The organism is Trinickia sp. (assembly GCF_035492435.1).
GTDB lineage: Bacteria > Pseudomonadota > Gammaproteobacteria > Burkholderiales > Burkholderiaceae > Trinickia.
On record NZ_DATJJF010000204.1, the window covers coordinates 1 to 13,260 of the forward strand.

Genomic DNA, 13,260 nt, shown 5'->3' on the forward strand with positions numbered 1-13,260 from the left:
CCATCGAATCCGACGATCGAGGAGTGACCAAAATACGAATAAACGCCGTCGAAGCCGGTCGCATTGGCGACGGCAACATAAACGTTGTTCATCCACGCCATCGTCTTCGCGACCATGACCTGCTGCTCTTTGGCCGGATACATGTAGCCCTGGCAACGCACGATCAGCTCGGCGCCACGCATCGCGCAATCGCGCCAGATTTCCGGATAGTTGCCGTCATCGCAGATGATGAGGCTGACCTTGAGCCCCTTAGGACCTTCCGACACGTAGGTGCAATCGCCGGGATACCAGCCCTCGATCGGCGTCCACGGCATGATCTTCCGATACTTCTGGACGATTTCACCCTGATTGTTGATGAGCACGAGCGTGTTGTAAGGCGCTTTGCGCGGATGCTCCTCGTGCCGCTCACCAGTCAGCGAGAATACGCCCCATACGTTCGCCTTCCTGCACGCAGCGCTGAAAATCTCGGTCTCGGCGCCAGGCACCGTTGATGCCGTCTCGTACATCTCCTTCGCGTCGTACATGATGCCGTGCGTCGAATACTCGGGAAAGATCACGAGATCCATGCCAGGCAGGCCTTGCTTCATGCCGACAACCATGTCCGCTATCTTTCGTGCGTTTTCGAGCACTTCAGCCGTGGTGTGAAGGCGCGGCATCTTGTAGTTGACGACAGCGACACCTACGCAGTCGTTGCTGCTGGAAATATCACCGTGGCGCATTACTTCTCTCCGGGTTGGGGCGGAAAACATGGAAAAAAGACCGAGCAGACACGGACGTCCGCTCGGGCCATGTTGCCGAATTCGCCTTGTCGTACCTCAACCGCAAGGCGATGCGTGAGTGATTAGGACGCCGAATCAATGACTGATCATCCACGGCCGCTGGCCGTTTGCCGGTCCCTTTAGGCCCTTCGGCTGCGTCGTGCCACTCGCGCCCGCGAGCGAGAGCTTCGAGCCGGAGCAACAACCGCACCCCGGCCGGTGACGTGAGGAGATCTCGCTCGAATGGCGCGGTGCATTGGCGGCGCGCTCGTTCGTCGCGTGCGCATTACGGCTCGCGCCCGACATCAACGCGAGCGCCGGCGCGCTGATTCCCCGGGGCGAGCTCGCGCGGCACTCCGGACAGTACGCCGGAAGATCGCGCTCGGCGATGCTGCGCATGACGGCGAATGGGCCGCATGCTTCGCAATGAAAGTCGTAAATCGGCATGGCTTACCTAGCGTGACGAAGCGTCATCAAGACTTGGAGATGTCCATCGACAGCGGCATGTCGATATCACCCTTCACATGCTTGATCGGCCCCTGCGCATTCGGACGAATGTCGAAGTCGAAAATTTCCGTCGGCAGCCATAGCGTTGCGCATGCGTTCGGAATGTCGACAACCCCGCTGATATGCCCTTGCACCGGCGCGCAGCCGAGCAACGAGTAAGCCTGTGCCCCCGAATAACCGAACTTTTTCAGGTATTCAATGGCGTTCAGGCATGCCTGACGATACGCAATGTGCACGTCGAGATAGTGTTGCTTGCCAGCTTCATCGACGGAAATGCCTTCGAAAATCAAATAGTCTTTATAGGTCGGGGTGATCGGGCTCGGCTGGAACACGGGATTGCGGATGCCGTATTTTTCGACGCCGCCTTTGATCAGGTTCACCCGCATGTGCACCCAGCCCGCCATCTCGATCGCACCGCAGAACGTGATCTCGCCGTCGCCCTGGCTAAAGTGAAGGTCGCCGACAGACAAGCCCGCGCCGTCGACGTACACGGGGAAGAACACCTTCGAGCCGCGCGATAGATCCTTGATGTCGCAATTGCCGCCGTGCTCGCGCGGCGGCACCGTGCGGGCGCCATGCGCGGCAGCTTTTGACTTCGCTTCTCCGGTGAGCTTGCCCATGTGAGCGGTGGCCGCGAAAGGCGGCGCAGCAAGCGCCGGCACGCGGTTCGGATCCGTCGCGATCAGTGCCGCTTCCCGTGTATTCCACGTCTCGAGCATCTTGGGGTCGGGCAGGCAGCCGATCAACCCCGGGTGGATCAGCCCCGCAAAGTTCACGCCGGGGATATGACGCGAACTGGTGTAGACACCATGAAAATCCCAAATCGACTTTTGCGCGTGCGGAAAATGATCGGTAAGAAACCCGCCGCCGTTATTCTTCGAAAAGAATCCGTTGAATCCCCACTGACTTTCCGCCTTCGCACCGATGTCGAGCAAATCGACGACGAGCAGATCGCCGGGCTCGGCACCGTGCACGCCCACAGGTCCGGACAGGAAGTGCACGATTGACAGGTCGATGTCGCGTACGTCGTCGGCGCTATCGTTGTTCTTGATGAAACCGCCCGTCCAGTCGTAGGTTTCAAGGATAAAGTCATCACCAGGATTCACCCAGCAAGCCATCGGGATATCGGGGTGCCAGCGATTGTGGACGTTCTCGTTCTCGTACGCGGACTGGTTCAGGTCGACTTTGATCAGGGTGTCAGTCATCTCACACGTTCCTTGTTTTGAGGGCATCAATCCGCGGCGGCCCACCTACGGCCACCGCGCCGAATTGCAGATCTTTTCGCCGGTGCGTCAGACCGACAGGTACTCTCGAATACGGTCTGTATCGCCGGCGCTGCGGCTGCTTTGATGCACGAAGCGGCCCCCCTCGATCACGAACAGCCGGTCTGCGACGTCAAGGGCGAAGCTGAGCACCTGCTCGGAAACGAGAATCGCGATGTCGCGCGTCTCGCGAATCCGGTTGAGCGCCTTCGCGATCTCCTTGATCACCGAAGGCTGGATGCCCTCCGTCGGCTCGTCGAGCAACAGCACCTTCGGGTTCGTCACGAGCGCCCGCGCAATCGCGAGCTGCTGCTGCTGACCGCCGGAGAGATTGCCGCCCTTGCGTTTGCGCATTTCGTACAAGACCGGGAAGAGCGTGTAGATCTCGTCGGGCACACGATTGCTGGGCGAGTTTTCAAGCCCCGTCTGTATGTTTTCCTCGACCGTGAGCCCCGAAAAGATTTGCCGGCCCTGCGGCACGTAGCCGATTCCCTTCGCGACGCGCCGGTAGCTTTCGTCTTTCGATAGGTCCACACCGCTTACACGTACCGATCCGCGACTGGCAGGCAACATGCCGATCAACGCCTTGAACAGCGTGGTCTTGCCCATTCCGTTACGCCCCATGACGGCGACGGTTTCCTTGTTGCCGACTTCGAACCCGATGCCATGCAGCACTTGGCTCTGCCCGTAGCTCACGACGAGATCTTCGACTTGCAGCATCGCTTTCCCCTCAATGTCCGAGATACACGTCGATCACACGGGGATCGGCCTGCACTTGCGCCATCGGTCCCTCCGCGAGAATTTTTCCCTGGTGCATCACGGTGACCTTGTGCGCGATGCGCTCGACGAATGCCATATCGTGCTCGATGACGATCATCGAACGGTTCTTGCAAATCCGGTCAAGCAGGCCGGCAGTGATCTCGCGCTCGCGCACGCTCATGCCAGCGATGGGCTCGTCGAGCATCAGGAGCTCCGGGTCCTGCATCAGCAGCATGCCGATTTCGAGCCACTGTTTCTGTCCATGCGATAACAAACCGGCTTCGAGATCGAGCGATCGCTCAAGGCCGATCTCCTCCGCCACAGCCTGGACGCGGTCGGCCACTTCGGAATCCTGCTTGTAAAACAACGCTCCGAATACGCTACGCCCGCGCGGATACGACACTTCCAGGTTCTGCATGACCGTCAGGTTTTCGTAGATCGAAGGCGTCTGAAACTTGCGCCCGATGCCCTTGCGCACTCGCCGGTACTCGGGCAAATCCGTGATTTCCTCGTTGCGGAACTTGATGCTGCCGGCCGTTTCCTTGGTCTTGCCGCAGATGAGGTCGAGCAACGTCGTCTTGCCCGCGCCGTTCGGACCGATCACCACGCGCAACTCGCCACGGTCGATATAAAGGTTCAGCGAATCGATCGCCTTGAATCCGTCGAATGACACGGTCAGGTCTTCGACCGCGAGCAGAAAGTCGGTATTGCTCATGGCTCACGCCCCTTTTTGATCGGTCTCGCCGATAAGACGCAGCAGACGCGGTCTCACATGCTGTTCGTACAACCCAGCAAGCCCGTTTGGAAACGCCATCACGACGCCGATGAACATCGCTGCCATCAGGAAGAGCCACAGGTTCGGGAAGCTTTCGGAGAACCAGGTCTTGCCGAGATTGACGAGCACCGCGCCATACACGGCGCCGACAAGCGACATGCGACCGCCGATGGCTGCGTAGATCACCATTTCGATGGACGGTACGATGCCGACGAACGAAGGCGACATGAAGCCGACCTGGAGCGTGAACATGGCACCGCCAATCGCTGCAAGCAGCGCCGCCACGCAGAAGGCGAACACCTTGAACATCGAGACGTCATAACCGGAAAAGCGCACGCGATCTTCCTTGTCGCGCATCGCGAGCAGCAGCGTGCCGAACTTGCTGCGCTGAATCCAGCGGCAGCCGAGGAGCACGGCAAGCAACAGCGCCGCGTTGACGAAGTAGAGGATCAATCTCGCTTCGTCCGTGCGAATGTCCCAGCCGAGCAGCGTACGCAAATCAGTGATGCCGTTGACACCACCGGTGTAGCCCTGCTGGCCGATAATCAAGACGGACAGAATCAGCGCGACCGCCTGGGTGATGATCGCAAAATAAACGCCCCCCACGCGACGCCTGAACATCGCGTAGCTGATCACGAACGCCAGCGCGGTCGGCACGATGAGCGTCGCGAGAATCGAGAACGGCAACGAATGGAACGGCTTCCACCAGAGCGGCAGCGAGGTCACCTGGTTCCAGTCCATGAAATCGGGAATGCCGGGCGTAGTCTGTGTCTTCGTCGAGATCGGATCCGACGCCTCGAGCTTCAGAAACATCGCCATCGCATAACCGCCGAGACCGAAGAACACGCCCTGGCCGAGACTCAGCACACCGCCGTAGCCCCATGCGATGACTAGCCCGATCGCAACGAAAGCGTAGGTCAGGTACTTCCCCATCATGTTGAGGCGGAAGGGATCGAGCGCGAACGGAATGACGACGAGCATCAACACGGCCAAGACCGCGATACCGCCGTAGCCGGAGGCGTCGATTCGACGGGCCAATGCGCGCCAGCCCGTCGGCGGCACTGTCGAGGCGGCCGGAGCGGCAGCGCGGCCCGCCAATGAATTCATGGGTTCCATGTCCGTCTCTCAGAACAGGTTGATGAGGATTGAGGCACCGGAAGGCTCGCCATCGACGACTGGTCTCTCTCGGTCTTTGGGCTAAACGTCAGGCGCGCCGCACTTTCGAAGCGAACAGGCCCTGCGGACGCAGCATGAGGATGACGACAATCGTCACCAACGTGAGCACCCGGGCGGTGGATCCGGAAAGGAAAAACTCGCTCACGGACTGCATCTGCGCGATGCCGAACGCCGATGCGACCGTCCCAAGCAGGCTCGCCGCGCCGCCGAACGTAACGACGAGAAAAGAGTCGACGATGTAGAGCGAACCGCTAGTCGGGCCGGTGGAACCGATCGCGGTAAACGCCGCGCCCGCGACGCCGGCAATACCGCAGCCGATCGCAAACGTCATCCGATCCGTCAGCTTCGTGTTGATGCCCGCGGCATTTGCCATCGCGCGGTTCGCAACCGTCGCCCGCACTCGCAAACCCCAACGCGAACGGTACAAAAGGAACAGCACGCCCCCCGTCATCAAAAGCGCCAGCCCCATGACGAACAAGCCGCTTACCGAGATGTCGAGTCCTTGGGCGGGCTCCCACGAGCCCGTCAGCCAGTCAGGCAACGCAGGGCTCACTTCCTTCGGCCCGAACGTCGAGCGAAACACTTGCTGCATGCCGAGGCTCAAGCCCCAGGTGGCGAGCAACGTATCCAGCGGCCGCTTGTAGAGATGTCGGATCAACGCCCATTCGACGAACCAGCCCACCGCAAACGCGAGCGCGAACGCCGCTACGATCGCGAAGAAGAAGTAGACGGGCGTGAACGCATGCCACACGTTCTGCGCAAACCACGAAAACATGTAGACCGTATACGCGCCGATCGTCATGAATTCGCCGTGGGCCATGTTGATCACGCCCATTTGGCCAAAAATCACCGCAAGCCCGAGCCCCATCAGCAGCAGGACGCTGAAAAGGCTCAGGCCGGCGAACCCCTGCATGAGCGTGATGTTAAAAATGTCTGTCGCGGACATCGAAACCCTCCTTCGAGCCGGAGCCGCGCCAGGGCGGCCCCGTCCATGCCGACGTGGCGTTTTACATGTAGCCCTTCGGGAACGGATTCGGCTGAATCGGATCCGTGGACTCTGCGACCAGTTTGAACTGGCCATCGGTTGTCCCTTCACCGATCAGTGAGCGGCTCCACAAGTGGTGATTCGAATCGACCTTCGCATAGCCCTGCGGCGCGTTTTTCAGCTCGATGCCTGAGGAGGCGGCGACCACTTTGTCCACATCGAAGCTGCCTGCGCGCTCGACCGCGGCTTTCCAGATCCAGGGGCCGAGGTAGGCGGCTTGCGTCACGTCGCCGATCACCGAATGCTGGCCGTATTTGGACTTGAACGCGTTGACGAACTTCTTGTTGTTGTCGTCGTTGAGCGACTCGAAGTACTTCATCGACGAGTAGAACCCGGCGAAATTCTCGCCGCCGATGCCGAGCACTTCGTCCTCGGTGACCGACAGCGTGAGCAGCAACTGCTTTTGCGGCGTAATGCCCGCCGCCTTGAGCTGCTTATAGAACGCGACGTTCGAGCCGCCGACGACGGTCGCGAAAATGCAATCGGGACGCGCGAGCTTGATCTTGTTCATCAGCGAATAGAAGTCGGTCGTGCCAAGCGGGTAGTACTCTTCGCCGACCACCTTCAGGTGCAGATGCTGCTCGATGTGGCGCCGCGCGATCTTGTTCGACGTACGCGGCCAGATGTAGTCCGAGCCCACCAGAAAAAACGTCTTCGCTTTCTTCGTTTCGGCTGCCCAGTTAAGCCCGTAGATGATCTGCTGGGTCGCCTCTTGGCCGGTATAGAACACATTCTTCGACTGCTCGAGACCTTCATAGAAGGTGGGGTAATAGAGCAGCCCGTTGTCCTTTTCGAAGATCGGCAACACGGCCTTGCGCGAGGCCGATGTCCAGCAACCGAACACCGCCGCGACGTGATCGTTCTCGAGGAGCTTTTTCGATTTCTCGGCGAAGGTCGGCCAATCGGACGCCCCGTCTTCCTGAATGATCTTGATCTTGCGCCCGAGCACGCCGCCCATTGCGTTGATCTCGTCGATCGCGAGCCGTTCCGCCTCAATCGAGCCCGTCTCCGAAATCGCCATCGTGCCCGTCGACGAGTGCAGCTGACCGACCGTGACTGTCGTGTCCGTCACCGCGAGGCCAGTCGTGTTGATCTTGGCGGTCGGCGGGACATCCGCAAAAGACGTACGCGGCATACCGAGTGTCATCAGCGGCGCTGCGGCGAGCCCGCCCAGCAGACGCCGACGCATCGGCGACGAAACTTCGGTTGCAACGTCTTCGAGTCGATCGTCTACGGCCATCACATTCTCCTGTCTGATCCGCTTGGCGGGAACTTCGCCGGCAGGTGCCGCCGACGTGTGGACAGACTGTACGAAGCCGATATGGCAAGCGAAATACGTCGATTGACGTATAGGCGGCGACGAAGTTGGAACGTAACTTGCTCTGTGCATCCGGGCCGGTTACGCACGCACAAATCTGGATCATTCGACATGGCACAGATGCACCAGCTCGCAGCAGACCAACCCACAACGCAGCGCATCGTCAAAATCCGGCGTGACTACAACGCATGGGTCGGCGACGAAACGCTCGAGGACTACGCACTACGTTTCACGCCGCGCTCGTTCAGGCGCTGGTCGGAATTCCGGGTAGCGAATACCGCGATCGGCGCGGTGTCTTTCCTGGCGTTGGAGGCGATCGGTGGCGCACTGGTGCTCAACTACGGCTTTACCAACGCACTCTGGGCGATCCTTGCCGTCTCCATTCTGATTTACGTAACTAGCCTGCCGATCAGCTACTACGCGGCGCGCTACGGCGTCGACATGGATTTGCTCACGCGCGGCGCAGGCTTCGGCTACCTCGGCTCGACGCTGACTTCCCTGCTTTACGCAAGCTTCACGTTCATCTTCTTCGCGCTCGAAGCGAGCATCATGTCGCTCGCGCTGCAGCTCTATTTCCATATCTCGATCGACTTCGCCTACGTTATCAGCGCGCTCGTCGTGATGCCCGTGGTGATGTTCGGGATCACGCTGATCAACCGGCTGCAAATCTGGACCCAGCCGCTGTGGCTCGTGCTGTTTGTGCTGCCCTATGCGGCCGTGCTCTGGCACAGCCCGGGGTTCCTTGCGGATTGGACGACGTTTTCCGGATGGTCGCCGTATGGCCGCTCGTTCAGCCTGCTCGCATTCGGGCACGCCTCATCCGTCGTGTTCGCGCTGATCGTTCAGGTGGGCGAACAAGTCGATTACCTGCGGTTCCTTCCTCCACTCGAGGACACCAACCGCAAGCGCTGGTGGATCGCCGTTCTTGGCGCGGGCCCCGGGTGGATCATCCCCGGCGCGCTCAAGATGCTGGGCGGTGCGTTTCTCGCCTTCGTCGCGCTTCAATACGAGCTCGACGTACCGCACGCCGTGCAGCCGACGCAGATGTACCTCGTCGCTTATCATCAATTGCTCGATCCATTGGGGCTACCCGGCTGGGCACTACCGATGATGACGCTTTTCGTCGTCGTCTCGCAGCTCAAAATAAACGTGACCAATGCGTACGCCGGCTCCCTCGCATGGTCGAACTTTTTCGCGCGGCTAACGCACAGCCACCCGGGACGGGTCGTATGGCTCATTTTTAACGTCGTGATCGCGCTGCTGCTCATGGAGATGGGCGTGTTCGAATCGATCGGCAAGGTGCTCTCGCTGTATGCGAACATCGCCATCGCCTGGATTGGCGCGGTTTTCGCCGATCTTGTCGTCAACAAGCCGCTCGGTTACAGCCCGCGTCACATCGAGTTCAAGCGCGCGCACCTGTTCGACATCAATCCGGTCGGTGTGGGCGCGATGCTCATCGCGGTGCTCGCCGCGGCCCTGGCCCAGAGCGCGATGCTCGGCGCACTGGCGCAAGCGATGTCATCGTTCATTGCGTTTGGCGTTGCCTTTGTGAGCGCACCTGTCATCGCAATCGCAACTAGGGGGCGCTACTATCTGGCGCGCTCTAGCGCCCCGCCCGAAAAGACGGCCACGCGGCGCTGCGTGATCTGCGAGAACGAATTCGAGCACGACGATACCGCGCACTGCCCTGCTTACGGCGGCACGATCTGTTCATTGTGCTGTTCGCTCGATTCGCGCTGCAATGACAGCTGCAAGCCGCATGCGCGATTCCACATCCAGATTGGCACCGCTCTCGGGCGGCTGTTCCCGGGACTTCAGCCGGGGCCGACGATGTTGCGAATCAGCCACTACGTGAGTCTCGTCATCGCGATGATCGTCGTGCTTGCGATCGTGTTCTACCTTGTCTGGTCGCAAAGCGCGGGCTCGCTCGTGGAACCCGACACACCAGCATGGAATGCGCTCACCCACACCTACGCGAAGATTTTTCTCGCACTCGCATTGATCGTGTGCATCGCCGCGTGGTGGCTCGTGCTCGAGCGGGAAAACCGGCGCGTCACGCAGGAAGAGTCACAACGTCAAACGGAACTGCTGATGCTCGAAATCGACGCGCATCAGAAGACCGATGCGGCACTCAAACGCGCGATTGCTGCGGCGGAGTCGGCAAACCAGGCCAAAAGCCGGTACGTGACCGGGCTGAGCCACGAGCTGCGCACACCGCTCAACAGCATCCTCGGCTACGCACAGCTGTTGTTGCAGGGCAGAGACGGGGTGACACAGAGCCAGCACCATGCGATCCAGACGATCTATCGAAGCGGCGAGCACCTGCTCGCGCTCGTCGACGGCTTGCTCGACGTCGCCCGAATCGAAGCGGGCAAGCTGCAGCTGAACGTAACGAGAATATCGCTGCCCGAATTTATCGCGCATGTCGCATCGATGCTTCGACCGCAGGCGAGCGAAAAGGCACTCAATTTCGACTTGCAGACCGCCGCCCGTTTGCCGAAGGTGGTGAAATCCGACGAGAAGTGCATGCGCCAGATTCTCATCAATCTCATCGGCAACGCGATTCGATTCACGCCCGCGGGAACCGTCACGCTGCGCGCGAGCTACGCTTGGGACACGCTGACGTTCGAAATCATCGACACGGGCCCGGGCATCCCGGCCGCGGAAATCGAGCGGCTCTTCCTGCCGTTCGAACGCGGCCATAGCGCCAGCGCAAGCGACCACGGAGCGGGGCTTGGCCTTACGATCTGCCGCCTCCTCACCCATGCGCTAGGCGGAAGCCTCGAGGTCATGAGCGAGGTCGGCAAAGGCACATGTTTTGTCGTCAAGCTTTTCGCGCCCGAAGTGTATGCGGTGGAGCCCGTGCGTACGGCGCTCGCAGACATCCGAGGCTACAACGGTGCAAGACGCACCATCTTGATCGTGGATGATCTCGCCGACCAGAGGGCGATCGCCAATCAAATTCTCACACCGCTCGGGTTTCTCATCGCGGAAGCCGGAAGCGGGCCCGAAGCATTGCGCTGGCTCGGCACCCATACCGCCGACGCGATCATCATGGACATTTCGATGCCCGACATGGACGGCTATGACACGAGCCGGCTGATCCGCGAGCGCAGGCTGTCATCCGCCCCGATCATGCTGCTCTCCGCCAATGCCTTTGCCGATGATCGCGAGCGTGCCACGGCGATCGGCTGCGATGACTATATGGTGAAGCCGCTACAGGTACCGTTACTGCTCGACAAGCTCGCGGTCCTGTTAAAGCTCCAATGGGTGCCGACCGGCAAGGCGGCTCAAGCACCTGCTTCGCCCGGTGCGTCAACTCTCACGCACGCGCAACTGCCGGAAGCCTTGCGTTCGAAGCTCAAGACGCTGCTCGAAATGGGCTACGTGCAAGGCGTTATCGATCAGCTCGATGCCATGGCAGCCGAATTTCCCCAACTGCATGGGCATTTGGCTTCATTGCGCTCGCTCGCACAGCGCTTCCAGCTCGCCGAGCTCGCACATCAGCTCGACTCTCTCTAAGGCGTGATTCATGCTCGAACATTCCGCATATCGCTCCGAGGCTGCTCCGCCCCACTTCGCGGGCGACCGCACGGCCGTGTTGATCGTCGATGACACGCCGGATAATCTGGCGCTGCTCTCCGACACGCTGCATGCCGCAGGCTATGCCGTACTTGTCGCGCAAAATGGCGAAGCCGCACTCAAATGCCTGTCGCGTGTGACACCCGACGTTGTTTTGATGGACGCGATGATGCCTGGGATGGACGGCTTTGAAACGTGCAGGCAGTTGAAACTCGACACCCGCCATGCGCATTTGCCGGTCATCTTCATGACAGCGCTCGTCGAGAGCGAGCATGTCGTGAAGGGGTTTCACGTCGGCGGAATCGACTACGTGACGAAGCCCGTCAAGCCTGCCGAGGTCTGCGCACGCATCGCCGCACACGTGCAGCGCTCGCGAGCGCAACAATATGCGGATGCCGTCCTGGGGCTGGAAACGCGTGCGGCGGTAATCACGACTGCTGACGGCCTCATTCGTTGGAAAAACCCGCAGGCGACGCGACAGCTCGCGCGCTACGGCGATGCTGGCTCCGCAGACAATCGATGTGCCACCGAAGCAGGCACATCGCCTGCGCGACTACCCGGCCCTCTGTGCCAGTGGCTCCTGTTGTGGACTAAAGAGGGAGGCGAACTCCCGGTGACGTACGAGTCCAACGAAAACGGTATACGCCGCACCGCTCGACTTACGCGCAGCGCAGTGCGCGGCGAATGGGTCATGATCCTGGAGGAATTCGACGACGTATCGGAAACGGTCTCGCTCGTGTCTCAATTCGGCATCACCACCCGCGAAGCGGAAGTGCTGCTGTGGCTTTCCCGCGGGAAGACCAATCGCGATATCGGCGACATACTCGACATGGCGCCGCGTACCGTGAACAAACACCTCGAGCACCTGTTTCGAAAACTACACGTGGAAACGCGCTCAGCTGCCGCCGCACTCGCGATCAAGGCAGGCGGCCGACATTGATAGCGGTGTGCATGTTCGCGGGCCTTGGGTCGCCGGACACAGCGCGGCACCGTATCCGACTTTACGTTAGCGCGCGCAACGCTGGGGCGAATTTGTTAAGACGCCACCGCGTGGCTCGCATGGTGGCCCGGCGCTGCCGGCGTCTGCGTTGCGCATCTCTTGCGACGAGAGAGTCAGTCGCTGCGTCCGTGCGCAGCCAGGTCGAGTACGCGAGCCTGCGAGTTACTGTAATTGGCACGAGTATTCCGCGCCCCATGTGCCGTTATTGCATCTTTGACACACGTAGCGAGGACATCCGGCGACATTCTGGCCAGGAACGGCGCATTTGTACGAAACCGCCCCATCTGCAACCGGGCCATTGGGCCCCTGACATGCCCCTCCGGAAATTACCACTACTCTGGTCTGATTCGCTTTTGACGATGGCTGTTCCACAGGTACGCAACCAACGATGACAGAAAAAATTCCCAGGGCCAACAATAGCGTCAAGCGCCGAATCGGGAACATAGGTACACCTCCAATCTCGCAAAGAAACGCGGTACGGGCAGTCCAAGGACTGCTTGTCCGCGCCAATCCTATCCTAACAACGCCCGTAGCCGTTGAAACGGGGCACAGACGTCGCCTAGTGTTCGGTGTTCCTGTTCTTTGCTATGCATCGGCTCAGAATCTCCCTCGCATGTTCGGTTCGCGCGTCCAGTCCGGGGTCCTCTGGGTAAGGCGCAAAATGCCCTCATCATCGAAATAAAAGCTAAATATCATGTAGTTGATGTTGTTCTCCAGATAACGATACGACCATACCTCGCGCTTCATCCGTGAAAAGTACGACGTCTCGAAGGGTCGGCCGAAGTTGATGAGCACATCGTTACGCGTCCACTTGCCGACTTCCGCACGATAAAACTCGTTGTCCTGCAGCACCTGCCGCACGCTCACCACCTTGCCCGATGCGTCGAGATCGACGGCCGTGGTTGTCGCGCCCATAGGCTGGGTCGGCCACATCAGGCGCGTTCCGCCATTCGGCAAATCGTAGGTTTCCTTCGGCGTGCCCAAACGGGCTACCACCGCAGCCTCATCGGCGCCGAGAGCGATTTGCTGATGCAACGGCGTGCAGGCTGAAAGCGTCAACGCTGTAGCGCACGCGCGC

At 60.2% G+C, this 13,260-nt stretch carries 11 protein-coding genes; 2 read left to right on the forward strand and 9 right to left on the reverse strand.

Annotated features, from left to right (window positions below):
* The 8 genes from VL598_RS14445 to urtA form a co-directional block, all read right to left on the reverse strand.
* A partial coding sequence (locus tag VL598_RS14445; RefSeq protein WP_325327414.1) for an aliphatic amidase occupies positions 1–719 on the reverse strand: 719 nt, incomplete at its 3' end.
* A gap of 135 nt (positions 720–854) precedes the next feature.
* The gene (locus VL598_RS14450; RefSeq protein ID WP_325327415.1) at positions 855–1,205 is read right to left on the reverse strand and encodes a zinc ribbon domain-containing protein; all 351 of its coding nucleotides are present in this window, start codon (positions 1,203–1,205) and stop codon (positions 855–857) included.
* A gap of 26 nt (positions 1,206–1,231) precedes the next feature.
* Positions 1,232–2,470, reverse strand: a complete 1,239-nt coding sequence (fmdA, locus tag VL598_RS14455; protein ID WP_325327416.1) for a formamidase — start codon at positions 2,468–2,470, stop codon at positions 1,232–1,234.
* Positions 2,471–2,557: 87 nt separating this feature from the next.
* Positions 2,558–3,247 carry an urea ABC transporter ATP-binding subunit UrtE gene (gene urtE, locus VL598_RS14460; protein WP_325327417.1) on the reverse strand — a complete coding sequence of 230 codons (690 nt, stop codon included), beginning with the start codon at positions 3,245–3,247 and terminating at the stop codon, positions 2,558–2,560.
* A 10-nt stretch (positions 3,248–3,257) separates the two neighbouring features.
* The gene (gene urtD, locus VL598_RS14465; protein ID WP_325327418.1) at positions 3,258–4,001 is read right to left on the reverse strand and encodes an urea ABC transporter ATP-binding protein UrtD; all 744 of its coding nucleotides are present in this window, start codon (positions 3,999–4,001) and stop codon (positions 3,258–3,260) included.
* 3 nt (positions 4,002–4,004) lie between these two features.
* Positions 4,005–5,177 carry an urea ABC transporter permease subunit UrtC gene (gene urtC / locus VL598_RS14470; protein WP_325327419.1) on the reverse strand — a complete coding sequence of 391 codons (1,173 nt, stop codon included), beginning with the start codon at positions 5,175–5,177 and terminating at the stop codon, positions 4,005–4,007.
* Positions 5,178–5,265: 88 nt separating this feature from the next.
* Positions 5,266–6,183 carry an urea ABC transporter permease subunit UrtB gene (gene urtB, locus VL598_RS14475; protein WP_325327420.1) on the reverse strand — a complete coding sequence of 306 codons (918 nt, stop codon included), beginning with the start codon at positions 6,181–6,183 and terminating at the stop codon, positions 5,266–5,268.
* A 61-nt stretch (positions 6,184–6,244) separates the two neighbouring features.
* Complete coding sequence (gene urtA / locus VL598_RS14480) at positions 6,245–7,522, reverse strand: urea ABC transporter substrate-binding protein (protein ID WP_325327421.1); 1,278 nt, start codon at positions 7,520–7,522, stop codon at positions 6,245–6,247.
* Positions 7,523–7,711: 189 nt separating this feature from the next.
* On the opposite strand from urtA, the gene VL598_RS14485 reads away from it, so the two are divergent.
* Positions 7,712–11,122, forward strand: a complete 3,411-nt coding sequence (locus tag VL598_RS14485; RefSeq protein WP_325327422.1) for a hybrid sensor histidine kinase/response regulator — start codon at positions 7,712–7,714, stop codon at positions 11,120–11,122.
* Between the two features lie 10 nt (positions 11,123–11,132).
* Positions 11,133–12,122: a response regulator transcription factor gene (locus VL598_RS14490; RefSeq protein ID WP_325327423.1), complete on the forward strand. Its 990-nt coding sequence runs from the start codon at positions 11,133–11,135 to the stop codon at positions 12,120–12,122.
* A 657-nt stretch (positions 12,123–12,779) separates the two neighbouring features.
* On the opposite strand, the gene VL598_RS14495 is transcribed toward VL598_RS14490, so the two are convergent.
* On the reverse strand, positions 12,780–13,260 hold a 481-nt coding region (locus tag VL598_RS14495), incomplete at its 5' end, for a hypothetical protein (protein ID WP_414718724.1).